Here is a 17,446-nt window from a genome sequence, read left to right as displayed (position 1 = left end):
GGGGAAAGGGTCGTGTCTTACCCTGGGAGGTCTCCCGCTCTCTCCGGGCGATCCGTAGGCGATGGGGTCCAAGCCGTTCTAGGTCATCCGATGTCGCCGCCGAGACTCCTCTCGTTTTTCGAGCGTCTTCGCCACCGCGACATGCGAACAATCTTCTTCGAAGGTTGCGCACAACGACGTGCCCCTTATTCGACAAAGGCGTATTCCCTTGGCTCCGGCAGACGCGCGGTCTGGGTCCCTGGGAGGGATCACTGGCCCAATATTGTGAGCCTGCCGGAGCCAAGTGAATAAGCCGGATTTAGACAACGTTGGTCACTCGTCCAAACTCATCGACACACGGCGTGATGGGAGCGCGCGTATCGGCGCTGTGTTGGGATTGCATTGGGTTCCCGTCTTCGCTCACGATGGGCGGGTCGTTGATGCCGCCCCTGATACCGTCGTCGCGCCCATGACCGCCGCCGAGCCCGCATCCGCTCCGCCCGAAGCCCCCGTCGCCCCCGTTGCCGGTGATGCCGGCGTGCGCGAGGCCGTCGGCCGCTGGCGCGCGTGGCTGTGGGGCGAGCGCCGGGCCAGTCCGCACACGCTCGACGCCTACGGCCGCGACCTGTCCGGGTTCCTGGCCTTCCTGGGCGAGCACCTGGGCGGGCCGCCGACCCTCTCCGACCTGGCCACGCTGACCGCCGCCGACGTCCGCGCCTGGCTGGCGTGGCGCGGCGCGGCCGGCGTGTCGCGCACCTCGCAGGCGCGCGGCCTGTCCACCCTGCGCGGCTTCTACCGCTGGCTGGACCGCGAGGGCATCGCCCACAACCCGGCCATCGCCCAGGTGCGCGGGCCGCGTCCCCCGCAGGCGGTGCCCAAGGCGCTGGCCGAGGGCGAGGCGCGCGAGGTCCTGACCACCGCGCCGGAGTTGGAGGACGCCCCCTGGGTGGCCAAGCGCGACGCGGCGCTGCTGACGGTGCTGTACGGCGCCGGGCTGCGCCTGGGCGAGGCGTTGTCCCTGCGGCAGAAGGACGCACCCACGGGCGGCGCGATGGTGGTCACCGGCAAGGGCCGCAAGCAACGCGTGGTCCCCGTGCTGCCGGTGCTGGCCGAGGCGGTGGCCGACTACCGCGCCGCCTGCCCCCACACCCTGGGGCCGGAGGACCCGCTGTTCGTCGGCGTGCGCGGTGGGCCGCTCAACCCCGGCGTGGTGCAGCGGCAGGTGCGCCGGTTGCGGGCGCTGCTGGGCCTGCCCGACAGCGCCACCCCGCACGCCCTGCGGCACAGCTTCGCCACCCACCTGCTGGCGCGCGGCGGCGACCTGCGCACCATCCAGGAGCTGCTGGGCCATGCGTCGCTGTCCACGACGCAGCGCTATACGGCGGTGGATACCGAACGGCTGAAGCGCGTGTACGCGGATGCCCATCCCCGGGCAAGAACGCCCGAGGGGGAGTGAGCCCAGGCCGACGCGACCGCGCCCGGCGCGGCGTCGGGCCGGGGTGTGCCCGCCGGGCGGGATCGAACCGCCGCCTTGGTGTCTTCGTGTCTTGGTGGTTCATTTTTCCGCAGGGACGGATTAAGCGGAGGGTGTAGGGTGCGTCTGGAGGCGTCGAAGACGCCGACGACGCACCACCGGGAGGGCCGCCGGTGCGTTGCCCGCCTCTTCGAGGCGGCCGAACGCACCCTACGGGTTTCGTGTCTCCGTGGTGGATCTTGCGCGACCGACCGGATTGACTCACCACAGAGGCACAAAGGGCACAGAGCGTTGGTCACCCGGCCGGACCACCCTTGGCGATCACAAGCGATGACGTCGAGCGTTCGGTGAGGTAAAGTCACCGCGACACACGAGGCTGGGGTGGCATGGGCAAGTACGCCAAGCTCAGGCTGAAGATCCTGTCGGGCGAGGCCGATGCGGCTATCGACTTCGCGGCCCTGTGTCAGCTTCTGATCAGGCTGGGGTTTGACGAGCGGATCACGGGCAGCCACCATATCTTCAGCCGGGACGATGTGGACGAAATCCTCAACCTTCAGGCCAAAGGCGCGAAGGCGAAGCCCTATCAGGTCAGGCAGGTCCGGGGCGTGTTGGTGCGGTATCGCTTGGGAGGCCACGATGTCGATCCGATATGAGATGATCGTGTACTGGAGCGACGCGGACGACGCGTTCCTGGTCGAGGTGCCGGAACTGCCGGGCTGCATGGCGGACGGCGCCACCTATGAGGAGGCCGTCGCCAACGCCCAGACGGTCGTCGCCGCGTGGATCGAACAGGCCGAGGCCATGGGCCGCCCGATTCCCGCGCCCAAAGGGCGATTGATGTACGCCTGACGCCATGTGCGAGCGGGTCTTCACGCGCCCGCCGCGCCCCGACCCGATGTGCACCGGGGCCTGTTTTGGCGGAGGGTGTAGGGTGCGTCTGGAGGCGTCGAAGTCGCCGACGACGCACCACCGGGAGGGCCGCCGGTGCGTTGCCCGCCTCTTCGAGGCGGCCGAACGCACCCTACGGGTTTCGTGTCTCCGTGGTGGATCTTGCGCGACCGACCGGATTGACTCACCACAGAGGCACAAAGGACACAGAGCGTTGGTCACCCGGCCGCAACGCGCCGGCTTCGCGGCGGCGCGTGGCGGATTGGCGCATTGCCGCGCCATGCGGGGACGGTGCGTCAGCCGCCTGCCACGCCCAGAATCAAATTTGCGTCGGGGTCGGGGCGTGCCGGCCGCGCGGCATCGAACCGCCGTCTCTGTGTCCTTTGTGTCTCTGTGGTAAGACCCAGCGCGACCGACCGGATTGAGTCACCACAGAGGCACAGAGGACACAAAGCGTTGGTCACCCGGCCGCACCTGGGACGCCCGCCTTGGCGGAACGCCGTCTTTCGGCGGCACATGGCGGATTGGGGCTCTGCCCCGAATCCGCCCTACGGGCTCGGTCGGCGCAACCTGCGGTCCACAATAACGTGATTGCGGCGTTTGACAGTACGGGGCGCACTCAAGTATTTGTAGATAAGGCGTGCACGTGGAATTGGATGAGACGTTATGTCGATCAAACAGCCCTATCGGCGAACGTGCCGCCAAATGTTGGACGGTTCATATGGCGGTGGTCAATACATCAAGCACCAGGGGTATGCTGACGATCCTTACCATTACATTCGGGCGTTCTTGTTGATACAGCAAGATTTGCGGCAGCTGTTCGAGTACGTGGAGCCTGCGGATGAGAATCTAAAATGCTACTCTCATCGGATACACCAGCTATTGATACGTTCGTGTATAGAAATAGAAGCAAATTGTAAAGCAATTTTGTTTGCAAATGGCTACCCCGATAATGGGAGCCTCAGTATGAGCGACTACAAAAAGCTCGAGTCTTCTCATAGATTATCAAAGTACGAAATCCGATTGCATTTTTGGAGGGGTAGAGTTCTTACTACGGTACCATTTTGTGCTTGGAAAAATAATGGTGCTCTTACCTGGTATCAGTCATACAACATGACAAAACACAATCGGCATAAACAATTTAAGGAGGCGAACTTTGAAAACATGATAGACGCAGTTTGCGGGCTGCTCGCTTTGTTGTCGTCTCAGTTTATAAACGACAGTTTTTCAGGGGGGCCAGCTCACCTCGTGGTCAGGGGTGGCGCAGGTGGGGGCTTCGAAGTAGCAATTGGTGATTTTTTTCACGTAAAGTTTCCCGACGATTGGCCAGAAGACGAACGATATGACTTCAATTGGTCGAATTTAAAGGGCGAAGAAGATCCGTTTCAAAACTACCCGTATCCAGTTTAGAGATATATCCCGCTCAGGTTTGATGTATTTCTCTTGGTGGGCATCGCTGATGTTCATGTGATCCGCAAGCCCACACCAGCTGGACAGGGGTTGTACCCCCGTCCGGAACCGTTTCCCGCGGATCGGGTCGAACCGGTTCCGGGCGGGAGTACAACTCCCGCCCGACGCCGAGATGCCGTCCCCCTCACCCCCCCATCTTCTTCTTCAACAACTCATTCACCATGCCCGGGTTCGCTTTCCCCTGGGTGGCCTTCATCACCTGTCCCGTGAACCAGCCGAGGAGTTTTTCCTTGCCGCCCCGCACCTCTTCGACCTTATCCGGGTTCGCGGCCATCACCTGATCAATCGCCGCCTCGATGGCGCCGGTGTCGGTGACCTGCTTGAGGCCGCGCTCTTCCACGATCGCATCCGGCGCGGCGCCGGTGTCGACCATGATCTCGTAGACCTCCTTGGCGATGCGGCCACTGATGGTGTCGTCCGCGATCAGGTCGATCAGCTTGCCCAGGTTTTCGGCCGAGACGGGGCTGTCGTCCACGCCGACGCCCATCTTGTTCAGGGTGCCGAACAACGTGGAGATCACCCAGTTGGCCGCCGTCTTGCCGTCGCGGCCTTTCGCTACCGCCTCGAAGAAATCGGCCTCGCGACGGTCCACCACCAGCACCGAGGCGTCATAGGGCGTCAGGGCGTAATCCGAAATGAACCGCGCCTTCTTCTCGTCCGGCAGTTCGGGCAGCGTCTCGCGAATGCCCTCGACGAACGCGGCGTCGAATTCCAGCGGCAGCAGGTCCGGGTCGGGGAAATAGCGGTAGTCGTGCGCTTCCTCCTTGTTGCGCATCGACCGCGTCTCGCCCTTGGCCGGGTCGAACAGGCGCGTTTCCTGCTCCACCTCGCCGCCGCTTTCCCAAATCTCGATATGGCGCTGGGCCTCGATCTCGATGGCCTGCATGACGAAGCGCACCGAGTTCACGTTCTTCAGCTCGCAGCGCGTGCGCAGGCCGGTGTCCCCCACCGGGCGCACCGACACGTTGACGTCGGCGCGCATGGAGCCTTCCTCCATGTTGCCGTCGCAGGTGCCCAGGTAGCGCAGGATGGAGCGCAGCTTGCGCAGGTAGGCGCCGGCCTCCTCGGGGCTGCGCATGTCGGGCTTGGAGACGATCTCCATCAGCGCCACGCCGGAGCGGTTCAGGTCGATGAACGACTTGGTCGGGTGCTGGTCGTGCAGCGACTTGCCGGCGTCCTGCTCCAGGTGCAGGCGCTCGATCCCCACCGTGCGCGAGGAGCCGTCGGGCATGTCGAGGATGACCTTGCCCTCGCCGACCACCGGCAACTCGTACTGGCTGATCTGATAGCCCTGCGGCAGGTCGGCGTAGAAGTAGTTCTTGCGCGCGAACACGCTGCGGTGGTTGATGTGCGCGCGCAGGCCCAGGCCGGTGCGCACCGCTTGTTCCACACACGCGCGGTTGATCACCGGCAACATGCCGGGCATGGCGGCGTCGACCAGCGACACCTGGCTGTTGGGCGCGGCGCCGAAGGTGGTGGAGGCGCCGGAGAACAGCTTGGCGGCGGAGATGACCTGGGCGTGCACCTCCAGGCCGACGACGACCTCCCAGTCGCCGGTCTCACCGGTCAGCACGTACGTGGGAGCGACTGTTGCGTCCATGGTCTCAGCCCTCCAGCAGGCGCGGCTTGGCGGTGAAGGCCGCCGCTTTCTCCAGCGCGCGCCCGGCGCGCAGCACGGTTTCCTCGTCGAACGGCCGGCCGATCAGTTGCAGGCCCTGCGGCAGCCCCTGCTCGGTCAACGCCACCGGTACCGACAGGCCGGGGAGGCCGGCGAGCGACGTGGGCACGGTGAAGACGTCGTTCAGATACATGGTCACCGGGTCGGTGACTTCCTCGTCGAGGGCGAAGGCGGCCGACGGTGTGGTCGGCGTCAGGATTACGTCGACGCCGTTGTCGAACGCGTCCTTGAAGTCCTTGGCGATCAGGCTGCGGACCTTCTGCGCCTTGAGGTAATAGGCGTCGTAGTAGCCGGCCGACAATGCGTAGGTGCCGATGAGAATCCGCCGTTTGACCTCGGCGCCGAAACCGGCGGCGCGGGTCTTGCAGTACATGTCGTTCAGGCCGTCGCCGTCCTCGACCACGCGCAGGCCGTAGCGCACGCCGTCATAACGGGCGAGGTTGGACGACGCCTCGGCCGGGGCGACGATGTAGTAGGCGGCCAGGGCGTATTTGGTGTGCGGCAGGCTGATCTCGACCGTCTTGGCGCCGGCGTCCTTCAGCATCTCCATGCCGCGCGTCCAGATGGCCTCGATCTCCGGCGACAGGCCTTCCTCCGGCTTGTATTCCTTGGGGATGCCGACCGTCAGGCCCTTCACCCCCTGCTCGATGGCGGCGGTGAAATCGGGCACGGCGACGGGCGCCGAGGTGGAATCCTTCGGGTCATGGCCGGCCATGGCCCCCAGCATGATGGCCACGTCCTCGACCGAGCGGGCCATCGGTCCGGCCTGATCCAGCGACGAGGCGAACGCAACGATGCCCCAGCGCGAGCAGCGGCCGTAGGTGGGCTTCAGGCCGGTGATGCCGCAGAAGCTGGCCGGCTGGCGGATCGAGCCGCCGGTGTCGGTGCCGGTGGCCCCCAGGGCGAGGCGCGCCGCCACCGCCGCCGCCGACCCGCCGGACGAGCCGCCCGGCACCAGCTTGCGCTCGGGCGCGTCGGTGCGGGTCCAGGGGTTGACCACGCTGCCGAAGGCGCTGGTCAGGTTGGACGAGCCCATGGCGAACTCGTCCAGGTTGGCTTTGCCCAGCATCACGGCGCCGGCTTTCCAAAGGTTTTCGGACACCGTGCTTTCATAGGGCGGCACGAAATTGCCCAGGATGTTCGACCCGGCGGTGGTGCGCGTACCGTCGGTGCAGAACAGATCCTTCATGGCGATGGGGATGCCCTCCATCGCCCCGGCCTCGCCCTTGGCAATGCGGGCGTCGCTGGCGGCGGCGCGCTCGCGGGCGCGCTCCGGCGTCGGCGTGATGTAGGCGTTCAGGCCGGCGTGGGCCTCCATGGCGGCCAGATGCGCGTCGGCCAGCTCGACGGCGGTGAAGTCGCCCCGGTCCAGCCCCTTGCGGGCCTCGGCGATGGTCAGGTCGGTCAGCTTGGTCATGATCGCCGCTCCTACTCCACCACCTTGGGCACCAGATAGAACCCGTCCTGGCTGTCCGGCGCGTTCGCGGTGACGCGCTCGGGATAGCCGCCGTCGGTGACCGCGTCATCGCGCCACGGCAGCGTCATCTCGGCGACGCTGGTCATCGGCTGTACCTCACTGGTGTCCACTTCCCGCAGTTGCTCGATCCAGTCGAGAATGCCGGACAGTTCGGAGGCCAGCGGGTCGAGCTGATCGTCGGGCACGTCGATGCGCGCCAGGAAGGCGATCTTGCGGACGGTTTCCTTGTCCAGCGACATGGAGTAGGTCTCTCCGGTTCGAGGCGATCGGTTGGGCGCTATGTGTACTCGGAAGGCTTCAGGGTTGGCAACCGGCGGCGGAGCGCGGCCATGATCCTGCGTGATGCGGTCGCCATGGCCGCCGCCGTGCCGCCGCGTGGTGCGCTGCTGGGGCTCGACCTGGGCACGCGGACCATCGGCATTGCCGCGTCCGACCCGGACCGGCGCATCGCCTCTCCCCTGCGCACCATCCGGCGCACCAAGTTCACGCCCGATGTCGCCGAGGTGTTTGCCTTGATGGACGAGAGAACCGTGTGCGGACTCGTCCTGGGCTGGCCGGTTGAAATGTCCGGCGCCGCAGGGAAACGGTGCCAGGCGACACGCGGGTTCGCGGAAAACATGCTTCGGCTGCGAGATATGCCCGTTCTGTTGTGGGATGAACGCTTGTCGACCAGCGCGGTCGAGCGCATGATGGTCGACGAATTCGACCTGAGCCGCGGCAAGCGCGCCGCCAAAGTCGACGCCGCTGCGGCCGCCTATATCCTCCAGGGCGCGCTGGACGCCCTCGGCCGGATCTCGGCAGGCGCGGGAGGCGAGCGCGCGATATGACCGAACAGGACGACTCCGGTCCCTCGGCCGCCACGGTGCCGGCCGTCTCGACCAAGCGCAAGGCGCGGCGCAAGCGGGTGTTCAAGGGCGCGCGGCTGGGCTTTGGTGGCGCCTCCACGATCGACTGCATTGTCAAGGACATCTCAGCCTCCGGGGCGCGCATTAGGCTGTCCACCATCACGCCGATCACCGGGCCGCTCCAGCTTTTGCTGTCCGACAAGGAACGGCTGGATGCCGAAATCATCCGCCAGACGGGGGTCGAGTTGGGCCTGCGCTTCACGTCGGACCAGCGGCCATCCATGGCGCCGCCGCCGGAAGTGATCGAACAAGTGCTGACCGAGCTGGAGTCCCCCTGGTTGAGCGAGGTTCTGTCCCTTCTGGAGCGCGCCGACGCCTACCAGGAGCCCGACGTGCACGAAGCCGCCGCCCAGCTCCGCGAGGCCTATGACCGGCTCAAGGTTGTCGTCGAGGGCCACGTCACCACGTTTTAAGATCAGGGGCGGATGAGGTGTCTCATCCGCCCATCGGCGCCAGCCCGCTCCCCCACCCGGCCACCCATTAGGAAACTGGCGTTGGGTGGCCGGGTGGGGAGCTGGCTGTCCACGGGCGGACAGTGGGGGGACAGCGATGACATCCAAGATCTACTGGGCGGCGCGGGATCTGGCCGGATCGCCGTGGGGCAATCACCATTTCATTCTCGTGGTGCAGGGAACGCCCAAGATCACCTCGACGATGAGCGTCAAATGGCAAAGCTGCGCCGGCACGGAGTTCATGACCATCGCGACGTTCAAAAAAAGCCTGGGCGGAAAGAGCCGCCTTATTCTCGGCTACAACGAAACGTCCGATGTGCATTCCGTGAAAGAGGTTCTGAACCCCAAGATCGCGGCCAAGCAGTGGAGCGACTTTGATATGGCCCGCCACGAGGTCAGTCCGCCCGGCGGCAAGACCAAGGACGCGTTCGTCAAGGATATTCTGGTCAAGGCGGAAGCCTATAAAAAGAACGAAGCGAAAAAGAATGTTCCATACAGCCTTGTTGACGAGAACTGCGCCTGCTGGGTCAACAGTCTGTTCAAGGCCTGCGGTGTTTCCAAGAAAGTGCGCCTCACCGCTGGCGAGTTTCCCGGCTTCGACTGGGGCGAGGAAGACGAGATCGACGCCAGCTATTTCAAGTAGGGCGGACCGTCGGGACAGCGCCGCATGACCGATGACCCACTGCCCAAACCCGCTACCCCGGACGGCCGTCGGGTGCTGATCGTGCACGCGCATCCGGAGCCGCGCTCGTTCACGGCGGCGATGCGCGATGTGGCGGTCGAGACCCTGCGGGCGCGCGGCGATGCCGTCGTGATCTCCGACCTGTACGCCGATGGCTTCGACGCGGTGGTCAAGGCGGCGGATTTTCCCGAGCGGCGCGATCCGGACTATCTGACCGTCGCCCTCGAACAGCGCCATGCCGATGAGAGCGGGACCCTGCCGCCGGACATCCGGCGCGAGCTGGACCGGCTGCTGTGGGCCGACTTGGTGATTTTCAGCTTTCCGCTGTTCTGGTTCTCGGTGCCGGCGATCCTGAAGGGCTGGATCGACCGGGTGCTGGTCTCCGGGCGGTGCTACGGCGGCCGGCGGTTCTATGACCGGGGCGGCCTGCGTGGCAAGACCGGCCTGCTGGCCCTGACCATGGGCGGGCGGGCGCACATGGTCGCGTCGGGCGGGGTGCACGGCCCGCTGGAGGACATGTTGCGGCCGCTGCTGCAAGGCACGCTGGGCTACGTGGGGATGCGGGTGCTGCCGCCCTTCGTGGCCCACCACGTGCCCTACATATCCGATGAGGCGCGGCGGGCCATCCTGGCCGACTACCGGGCGTTTCTGGAGACCCTGGACGCCCTGGAGCCGCTGCCGATGCCGGCCCTGGACGCGTTCGACGACCAGATGCGGCCGCTGGGGTGAGGCGCGGGCGCTCGATGCCCGTCGGCGCCGGCGTTGTACCCGGCGTCGATTGGATTGACCCGTCCGGCTGGTCGCTTCCGGGCAATGGTGATGCCGAGTCTTTGTTTTTTCGCCGCGGCGCCCCTTCGGGGCGCGCGGCTCCGCGGCTTCGCCGCGCCGGCGCAGTCGCGCCGGCCGTCCGACGAATGAAGTCAGTTCATTCGTCGGACGGGGTTACCCCGCCGCGCTCAGGAAGCGGTCGGCCAGCATCAGGGTGCCGTCGGTGTAGGCCGCGCCCAGTTCTTGCGCGGTCGGGGTCTCGTTGTGGCTGGCGATCCAGGCGGTCAGCAGCAGGCGGCGCAGCATCACGAACGTCGGCAGCATGGCCTCGTCCTCGGCCGGCAGCGGGGCGACGGTGCGGTATCCGGCGGTCCAGGCGTCTTGCAGCGCCGGGATGGTGGGCTCGTGCTCGAAAAAGCTGACGGCGGCGGCGAAGTCGTAACCGAACCAGCCGAACCCGCAGTCGTCGAAGTCGATCACGCCCAGGCGCGCGCCCTCGACCAGCAGATTGGCCAGCCGCAGGTCGGCGTGGATCAGGCCGAAGCGGTCCGGGCCGGTGCCGTAGGCCGCCAGGCGCCGCCGCAACGCCTCGCTGGTCCGCTCAAGCAAAGCCGCGCCGTCCGCCGCCAATCCCAACGCGTGGCGCCAGTCGCCCCAGTGCGGCGTTGGCCCGACGGTGGTCTCCCAGGTCCAGGTCTTGCGAACGAACCCGGGCGGCCGGGGCCACTGGCGGGTGTGCGCGTGCAGGCGCGCGCTGAGGGCGCCGAGGGCGTGGAAGCCGTCGGTCAGGTCGTCGTCGGGCGAGGGCTCGGCGCCTGTCATGAAGCGGAACGCCGCCACCTCGCGGTGCGTGCCGTTCAGGTCGAAGGTGGCGATATGGCCGCCGTCGGCCACCCTCAGCGGCTCTGGCGTGTCGATCACGGCGTCGGCGCGCAGGGCGGTGATCCACGCCAGCTCGGACTCCATTTCCGCGCGGGTATGATAGCCAGGGCGGTACACCCGCAGGACGATCCGCGTGCCGTCGTCGGGGTCCTCGGCCAGGAAGGTGGCGTTTTCCGAGATGGCCAGCAGGGAGACCTCGGCGCGGGGCGACAGGCCCCAGGCCCCGGTCAGGCTGGCCGCGCCACGGCGCAGGGTTTCAATGAAATCGTCGGTGTAAAGGCCCGCCATGGTGAGTCCCGCATCGCCCCCTATAGCAAAGTGGAGCGGGACCGTAGTGCGTCGGCGCCGGGGCCGCAACGTCGATGTGTCGCGTGCGGCGGGCTCGCGGCGCCTACTTCACCAGGATGCAGGTCACCGGCGACAGGCCGGACACCTTGTGCGAGACCGAGCCGAGCAGGAAACTCTCCACGTCGCCGGTGCCGCGCGCGCCCATGACGATCACGTCGCACTTGTGCTCCTTGGCGAAATCGATGATGGCCCGCGCCGGCTGGCCGCGCTTGGCGTAGGCCTCGACGTCCACCGCCCCGCGCTCCATCGCGTGCGCCCGGGCGGCGGCCACCAGGTCCTTGGCGTAGTCCCGCAGGGCCTCGTCCGGCGTCGCCGGATGCAGCGGGCGGACCATCGACAGCGAGCCCTCCATCGGGCTGTGGTGGCGGAACACGCTCAACAGCAGGATCTTCGCATTGTCGAACCGCGTCGACAGGTCGACGGCGAAGTCGATCGCCTTGACCGCCTGGTCGGAGCCGTCCACCGGTACGAGGATGGTGCTGAACATCGTCACTCCCCAAACGCGAGTTGCGGCAGGAACAGGGCGATCTGCGGGAACATGATCAGGGCCGCGCTGACCCCGATCAGCACGATCACGAATGGCGGCGTGCCCCGGATCACGTCCATGTACGGCCGCTTGAAGATGGCGATGGCGGTGAAGATGTCGCAGCCGAATGGCGGCGTGGCCGAGCCGATGGCCACCTGCAGCGTGATGATCACGCCCACCAGCACGGGGTCGATGCCGGCGCTTTCGACGATGGGCGCGAAGATCGGCACCAACACCAGGATCACCACGATCGGGTCAACGAACATGCAGCCGACGAAAAAGGCGATGGAGATGGCCACCAGGACCATGATCGCGCTGGCCTCGTCCAGGCCCAGGCCGCCCAGGATTTCCTGCGGGATCTGGTTGAACGAGATGGCCCACGAAAACGCGTTGCCGGCCCCCACCAGGATGAACACGACGGCCGTGATCAGGCCGGTCGACTTGGCGATCTCGAACAGGTCCGGCCACTTCAGCGATCGGAAAACGATGAACTCCAGAATGAAGGCGTAGGCCACGCAGACCGCCGCCGCCTCGGTGGGGCTGAAGATGCCGCCGTAGATGCCGCCGACGACGATGACCGGAAAGCCCAGCGGCCAGGCCGCCTCGCGCGTCGCCTTCAGGCGGTCGGCCCACGTCGCCTTGTCCATGGTCGGGATGTTGTGCCGCCACGCATGGAATATGCAATAGGCGGCGAACAGCGCCAGGATCAGCAGGCCGGGGCCGATGCCGGCCACGAACAACTCGGCGATCGAGGTGCCGGAGATGACGCCGTAGATGATCATGGCGATCGACGGCGGGATCAGCATGGCGATGTCGGAGGCGTTGACGATCAGGGCCAGGGTGAAGCTGTCCTTGTAGCCGGCCTCCAACATGCGCGGCCGCAGCGGGCTGCCGATGGCCACCACCGTCGCCTGGGTCGAGCCCGAGACGGCGCCGAACAGGGCGCAACTGGTCGCCGCCGTCACCCCCAGGCCGCCGCGCACATGGCCGACGTAGCGCATCACCATGTCGATCAGGCGATCGGCCGAGTGGCCCTTGGTGATGATGTCGGCGGCCAGGATGAACATGGGCACCGCCACCAGGGCGGCCGGGCGGATACCGCCCAGCATCTGCTGCACCATGATCTCCGGCGGGATGGGCATGAAGATGAAGAAGGCGACGAAGCTGCCCGCGATCAGCGGGATCATCATGGGAAAGCCCAGCAACAGCAGGACCACCATGACACTGATCATGACCTCGGCGAGCATGGGCGCGGTCCTCCGTCAGACCTTGGTTTCGGTCTCGTCGTAGGTGTCCACCACCGACGCCGAGATATAGACGTCCGGCCGTGACAGGTTGGCCACGGCGGTCAGCAGGTACTGGATGCCGGTGATGACGAAACCGATCGGCACCCACACGAAGGTCAGATAGACCGGAATGCGTAGCGACGGGGCGATGCGCCCGCTCTCGTAGACCGACACCACATAGCCGTAAGCGTACCAGGCGAGCACGAACATGGCCGCCGCCGTCACCAGGCAGATGACGATCATCAGCACCTTGCGGGCCATGTCCGGCAGGGCGTCGTAGATGGCCGACATGCGGATGTGCCGGCCCATGCGGGCGGCATAGCCAAGGCCGACGAAGGTGATCAGCACCACCAGGAAGCGGTTCAGTTCCTCGACGAAGAACAGGCTCTCGCCGATGACGAAGCGGCCGATGACGTTGGCCACCGAGACCGCCGCCATGACGATGACGCCGAGGGACAGCACCACCGCCTCGAAGCGGGCGATGGCACCGTCGATCCAGGCGAGCGGCCGCAGCAGGCCCCCGAACTGGGACTTGGCGGCATCGGGACCGGGCGTTCCCGGCCGCTGTGTGGGCTCGTTCATCGGGCGCTGTCCCTCTGCCTTTCGGTCGCGATCAACGTCACATCATGCGGTCCCTGGGAGGGGTGTCCGGGGACCGGGTCCGGTTCACCGGTGCCAGCCAGACCACCCCATGAAATGGGGAGGGTTGGGGTGGGGTCTTGCGCCCCCCCGCCGGCTCTCGCCAACGCTGGCGGCGACCTGTGACCATGACCGCCACGGAGCGGGACGCTCGGAGCCTGTTGAGGCGGGAAAGGCCCCGCCCGCCGGTGCGACGGCGCGGGTCCTTCCGTCATCCTCTGCCCGGGCGCGACGGCGATCAGTTGCCCTCGACGCGCTCCTTGGACTCCTCGATGTCCTCGCGGAAGCCGTCAAGAACGGCCTGGGCGTCGCCGCCGACCTCCTCGACGAACGCCTCTTTCACCTGTTCGGCGGCCTCGCGGAACGGCTCGCGCTGTTCGTCGTCCAGCACGGTCACGTTCATCGACGGCTTGGCCTCCAGGATCTTCTCTTCCGAGCGCTCCGTCAGGCCCTTGGTGTAGTCGATGATGTGGTTATAGGCGACGTCCGCGGCCTCGGCGACCAGCGCCTGCTCGTCTTCCGACAGACCGTCGTAGAAGCCCTTGTTGGCCACCACGGCGGTGGTGAAGGTGTTGTGGCCGGCGTAGGTGATGTAGTCGGTCACCTCGTACATCTTCGTCGATTCGACGAAGAACATGGGGTTTTCCTGGCCCTGGATAATGTTGGTCTGCAGGGCGCCATAGACCTCGCCCCACGGCAGCGGCGTCGGCGTGGCGCCGAAGGCGTCATAGGTCTCGATCAGCATCGGCGACGTCATGACGCGGAACTTGACCCCGTCCAGGTCGGCCGGGCCGGTCACCGGTTCCTTGGTGGTCATGACCACCTCGCCCTCGGGATACATGTCCAGCAGGTGCAGGCTCTTTTCCTCGTACTTGGCGGCCAGCATCTCGTTGATGGTGTCCGAGGTCTGGTAGAAGTCGGCCAGCACCTGATGGTCTTCCGGCAGCACGTAGGGCAGCAGGAACACCTGCAGTTCGGGGATCAGGCTGCCGGTGAAACCCGGCGAGGCGGTGGCGAAGTGAATGGCGCCCATCTGCGCCAGCTCGGTGGTGTCGTTGGACTCACCCAGGGTGCCGAAGGGAAAGATCTCGATGGTGTGGTCCGAGTTGGCCTCGATGTGCTCCTTGAACTTGGTGGCGTAGACGCCCTGCACCTCGTCGATCGCCTCTTCCAGCGAGTACTTCCAGGTTTCGGCCTGGGCGCCGGTGGCGACGGTCAGGGCCAGCGCGGAGGCGACAGTGGCCCCGAACAGCGTGCGAAAACGTTCGCTCATGGTGATGTTCTCCCTGTTTTCGTTTGGGTCGTCATGGCGAGGGGTCGCGCTCGGGTCCCGCATGACGGATGCGCCCCGAAGACCGGTGATCCGGTCTTGCGCAATGCCGCCAGGACGACCCTGTGTGCGACCATCAGGTATGGGATCCATGTGGTGCGGACATGCGCTTATCGCAGCGCAGATGCGTGAGTCCGTCAACACCGCCTCGGCGGTGGCCGCGCGCGGCCGGCCCCCTCGGCCGGGGGCGGGGCGGACCGAAAACGCGCCGGCCGGGTCGGTCGGAAGGGGGCGAAACGGGCGCTGCCGCGATCCCGCCCGGTGCGGCTTAACCGACTGCCATGCTTGGCGTATTCGGCGGGCGGCCATCGCACGCGGTGGAGATCGTCGGTCCGCCAGTCAGGGGCTCGCGTATAGCGGCGCCCGGCTCACCAAAGACCGATCGGGAGAGTCGGTTAGGAAGGTTGCCTTTATGTGACAGGAAATTCAGGAAGATCATCTTCGCGCCGGATCGTTTTTGGCGGGCTCATCCGATGCCGGGGATTGAATGGATCCAGGGCCGCGCCACATGATGCGACTTTGACGATGTCGGGATGAACAGGGAGGGGCGGCACAATGGACGTTCGGGTATCCCCTCTCGGGTCGCCGGCCCGCTCTTCGGCGTTTCTGGCGCCAGAGGCCGTGCGGCGAGTCGGTCTTGTGTTGTTGGAAACCGACCTGACCTCTGAGCGCGACTTTGCCCGCCTGACCCATGGCAGCGGCGTCGCCGTGTACGCGAACCGCGTTGCCTTTTCCAACCCGGTGTCGGCCGAGAGCCTCTCCGCCCTGGAAGAGCGCTTGGCCCGGGCGGCCACGGCGCTGGTGCCGGAGGCCCCGTTCGACGTGATCCATTTCGGCTGCACCTCGGCGTCGGCGGTGATCGGCGACGCCGGGGTCGAAGCGGCCGTGCGGGCGGCCAAGCCTGGCGCCCGGGTGATCAATCCGATGGTCGCCGCCGACGCGGCGCTGTCGGCGTTGGATGTGACGCGGATCTCGATCCTCACGCCCTATGTTCCCGACATCGCCCGCCCGGTGGCCGAGCGCTTCGCCGCTCTGGGGTACGCCGTCGACGGCGTGACCTGCTGGGCGATCGAGGACGACCGGGACATGGCCCGGATCAAGCCGGACGTGCTGGTGCGCGAGGCCATCGCCGCGACCGCGCGGGAGGCCGAGGCGCTGTTCATCTCCTGCACCGCCGTGCCGGCGGCCGAGGTCGTGGCGCTGATCGAGTCGGAGATCGACCGCCCGGTCGTCACCAGCAACCAGGCCGCCGCTTGGATGGCCCTGCGCCTGTGCGGCGTCGACCATGACGTTCCCGGAGGAGGGCGTCTGTTCTCGCGCCCGCTGGCGGGCGATGTCCAGCGGGGGAGCGCCTGATGCCCATCGACCACGCCGCCATCCTGGCCGCCCGCGACCGGCTCGCAGGGCGTATCCGCCGCACCCCCGCCGAGTCCTCGCGGTCGCTGACGGACCGGTGCGGCACGCCGGTGTGGCTGAAGCGCGAACACCATCAGGTCACGGGCAGCTTCAAGGTGCGCGGTGCCACCAATGCCGTGCTCGCCCTGTCCGACGACCGCAAGGCCAAGGGCATCGTCGGCGTCTCCACCGGCAACCACGGGCGTGGTCTTGCCTACGCAGCACAGGCGGCCGGTGTGCGCTGTGTGATCTGCATGTCCTCCCTGGTGCCCGCGAACAAGGTCGAGGGCATCCGGGCCCTGGGCGCCGAGGTGCGCATCGTCGGCGCCAGCCAGGACGAGGCCCAGGAAGAGGTGAACCGGCTGGTGGCCGACGAGGGCCTGACCATGCTGCCGCCGTTCGACCATCCCGACATCATTGCCGGCCAGGGTACGGTGGGGCTGGAGATGGTCGAGGATCTGCCCGATGTGGAGACCGTGCTGGTGCCGCTGTCGGGCGGCGGGCTGATCGCCGGCATCGCGCTGGCGGTGAAGACCGCGCGGCCCTCCGCCCGGGTCATCGGCGTCAGCATGGAAAGTGGTGCCGCCATGGTCGAAAGCCTGCGCGCGGGCAAGCCCGTATTCGTCCAGGAGGTGGCCACGCTGGCGGACTCCCTGGGCGGCGGCATCGGTCTCGACAACCGGCACACCTTCGCCATGGTGCGCGACCTGGTGGACGAGACCGTCACCCTGACCGAGGACGAGATCGCCGCCGGTATCCGCCATGCCTATTGGCGCGAGGTGGAGATCGTCGAGGGCTCGGGCGCGGTCGGCCTGGGGGCGCTTCTGGCCGGCAAGGTGCGGCCTTCGGGGCCAACGGTCGTGCTGCTCAGCGGCCGGAATATCGACATGGCGTTGCATTGTCGACTTATCTCCGGCGAAGGGCCACAATGATGCGTGGCAAAGGCAGCGAGAGGCGGACATGACCTCACCGGTGTGGACAAACGGATCCCATGTCGGCTCGGCCCGGGTGGTGCGGGCGCCGGACAACGGCGCCGCCAACACGGCGGGACACGGCGACTATCCGGATCTGGCGCGGCGCGTCGGGGCGCTCGAAGACACGCTTCGGCGCATGGAGCCCGTGATCATTCGGATCGACGAGCAATTGCGTTCGACCCTGCCCAACCTCGCGACGAGGGCGGAGGTTGAGGCGGTCCGGACCGAACTGAAGACGGAAATCAAGGACACGCGCGCGGGTCTGGAGACCCGGATCAACGATGTTCACACCG

19 protein-coding genes are annotated in these 17,446 nt (G+C 66.8%); 11 read left to right on the top strand and 8 right to left on the bottom strand.

Going from position 1 to position 17,446, the window contains the following annotated elements:
- Positions 1–448 precede the first annotated feature (448 nt).
- From Q0309_RS06645 to Q0309_RS06630, 4 genes are all read left to right on the top strand, one after another.
- Positions 449–1,435 (top strand): tyrosine recombinase XerC, encoded by a 987-nt coding sequence (locus Q0309_RS06645; RefSeq protein WP_299438762.1) that lies wholly within the window; start codon positions 449–451, stop codon positions 1,433–1,435.
- Between the two features lie 404 nt (positions 1,436–1,839).
- A complete protein-coding gene (locus Q0309_RS06640) occupies positions 1,840–2,106 on the top strand; it encodes a type II toxin-antitoxin system HicA family toxin (protein WP_299438760.1) in 267 nt (88 codons plus the stop codon).
- The gene (locus Q0309_RS06635; RefSeq protein WP_299438757.1) at positions 2,090–2,302 is read left to right on the top strand and encodes a type II toxin-antitoxin system HicB family antitoxin; all 213 of its coding nucleotides are present in this window, start codon (positions 2,090–2,092) and stop codon (positions 2,300–2,302) included. Before Q0309_RS06640 ends, Q0309_RS06635 begins: the two co-directional genes overlap by 17 nt.
- A 1,005-nt stretch (positions 2,303–3,307) precedes the next feature.
- A complete protein-coding gene (locus Q0309_RS06630; RefSeq protein ID WP_299438755.1) occupies positions 3,308–3,751 on the top strand; it encodes a hypothetical protein in 444 nt (147 codons plus the stop codon).
- A 184-nt stretch (positions 3,752–3,935) separates the two neighbouring features.
- On the opposite strand, the gene gatB is transcribed toward Q0309_RS06630, so the two are convergent.
- From gatB to gatC, 3 genes are read right to left on the bottom strand one after another with little or no spacing between them, the layout of a single operon-like run.
- Positions 3,936–5,411 (bottom strand): Asp-tRNA(Asn)/Glu-tRNA(Gln) amidotransferase subunit GatB, encoded by a 1,476-nt coding sequence (gene gatB, locus Q0309_RS06625; RefSeq protein ID WP_299438753.1) that lies wholly within the window; start codon positions 5,409–5,411, stop codon positions 3,936–3,938.
- A gap of 4 nt (positions 5,412–5,415) precedes the next feature.
- Positions 5,416–6,906 carry an Asp-tRNA(Asn)/Glu-tRNA(Gln) amidotransferase subunit GatA gene (gatA, locus tag Q0309_RS06620; protein WP_299438751.1) on the bottom strand — a complete coding sequence of 497 codons (1,491 nt, stop codon included), beginning with the start codon at positions 6,904–6,906 and terminating at the stop codon, positions 5,416–5,418.
- Positions 6,907–6,917: 11 nt separating this feature from the next.
- Entirely contained in the window at positions 6,918–7,205 is a 288-nt protein-coding gene (gene gatC / locus Q0309_RS06615) for an Asp-tRNA(Asn)/Glu-tRNA(Gln) amidotransferase subunit GatC (protein ID WP_299438748.1), read from the bottom strand.
- Positions 7,206–7,319: 114 nt separating this feature from the next.
- Between gatC and ruvX the strand changes: the two genes are divergently transcribed.
- The 4 genes from ruvX (at position 7,320) to Q0309_RS06595 (ending at position 9,734) form a co-directional block, all read left to right on the top strand.
- A complete protein-coding gene (ruvX, locus tag Q0309_RS06610; RefSeq protein ID WP_299438746.1) occupies positions 7,320–7,793 on the top strand; it encodes a Holliday junction resolvase RuvX in 474 nt (157 codons plus the stop codon).
- Positions 7,790–8,284 (top strand): PilZ domain-containing protein, encoded by a 495-nt coding sequence (locus tag Q0309_RS06605; protein WP_299438744.1) that lies wholly within the window; start codon positions 7,790–7,792, stop codon positions 8,282–8,284. The genes ruvX and Q0309_RS06605 overlap by 4 nt, the downstream gene beginning before the upstream one ends.
- Before the next feature lie 136 nt (positions 8,285–8,420).
- On the top strand, positions 8,421–8,966 hold the full coding sequence (locus tag Q0309_RS06600; protein WP_299438743.1) for a hypothetical protein: 546 nt from the start codon (positions 8,421–8,423) through the stop codon (positions 8,964–8,966).
- Between the two features lie 24 nt (positions 8,967–8,990).
- Positions 8,991–9,734 carry an NAD(P)H-dependent oxidoreductase gene (locus Q0309_RS06595; RefSeq protein WP_299438740.1) on the top strand — a complete coding sequence of 248 codons (744 nt, stop codon included), beginning with the start codon at positions 8,991–8,993 and terminating at the stop codon, positions 9,732–9,734.
- Between the two features lie 213 nt (positions 9,735–9,947).
- On the opposite strand, the gene Q0309_RS06590 is transcribed toward Q0309_RS06595, so the two are convergent.
- The 5 genes from Q0309_RS06590 to dctP form a co-directional block, all read right to left on the bottom strand.
- Positions 9,948–10,943: a phosphotransferase gene (locus tag Q0309_RS06590; protein ID WP_299438738.1), complete on the bottom strand. Its 996-nt coding sequence runs from the start codon at positions 10,941–10,943 to the stop codon at positions 9,948–9,950.
- Positions 10,944–11,046: 103 nt separating this feature from the next.
- The gene (locus Q0309_RS06585; protein WP_299438736.1) at positions 11,047–11,490 is read right to left on the bottom strand and encodes a universal stress protein; all 444 of its coding nucleotides are present in this window, start codon (positions 11,488–11,490) and stop codon (positions 11,047–11,049) included.
- Positions 11,491–11,492: 2 nt separating this feature from the next.
- Positions 11,493–12,776, bottom strand: coding sequence for a TRAP transporter large permease (locus tag Q0309_RS06580; RefSeq protein WP_299438734.1), 1,284 nt, complete (start codon positions 12,774–12,776; stop codon positions 11,493–11,495).
- Between the two features lie 15 nt (positions 12,777–12,791).
- Positions 12,792–13,397, bottom strand: coding sequence for a TRAP transporter small permease (locus tag Q0309_RS06575; RefSeq protein WP_299438732.1), 606 nt, complete (start codon positions 13,395–13,397; stop codon positions 12,792–12,794).
- 295 nt (positions 13,398–13,692) lie between these two features.
- Positions 13,693–14,727, bottom strand: coding sequence for a TRAP transporter substrate-binding protein DctP (gene dctP, locus Q0309_RS06570; RefSeq protein WP_299438730.1), 1,035 nt, complete (start codon positions 14,725–14,727; stop codon positions 13,693–13,695).
- Between the two features lie 612 nt (positions 14,728–15,339).
- On the opposite strand from dctP, the gene Q0309_RS06565 reads away from it, so the two are divergent.
- The 3 genes from Q0309_RS06565 to Q0309_RS06555 form a co-directional block, all read left to right on the top strand.
- Positions 15,340–16,140: a hypothetical protein gene (locus tag Q0309_RS06565; RefSeq protein ID WP_299438728.1), complete on the top strand. Its 801-nt coding sequence runs from the start codon at positions 15,340–15,342 to the stop codon at positions 16,138–16,140.
- Complete coding sequence (gene eutB, locus Q0309_RS06560) at positions 16,140–17,111, top strand: hydroxyectoine utilization dehydratase EutB (RefSeq protein WP_299438726.1); 972 nt, start codon at positions 16,140–16,142, stop codon at positions 17,109–17,111. Before Q0309_RS06565 ends, eutB begins: the two co-directional genes overlap by 1 nt.
- 28 nt (positions 17,112–17,139) lie before the next feature.
- Positions 17,140–17,446 (top strand): hypothetical protein (locus tag Q0309_RS06555; RefSeq protein WP_299438724.1); only part of this gene is annotated, 307 nt, incomplete at its 3' end.

The organism is uncultured Rhodospira sp., assembly GCF_937138205.1.
In the GTDB taxonomy this organism is placed as follows: Bacteria; Pseudomonadota; Alphaproteobacteria; order Rhodospirillales; family Rhodospirillaceae; genus Rhodospira.
Note: the sequence above shows the minus strand (reverse complement) of the source record. Positions and strands in the feature narration are given on the sequence as shown.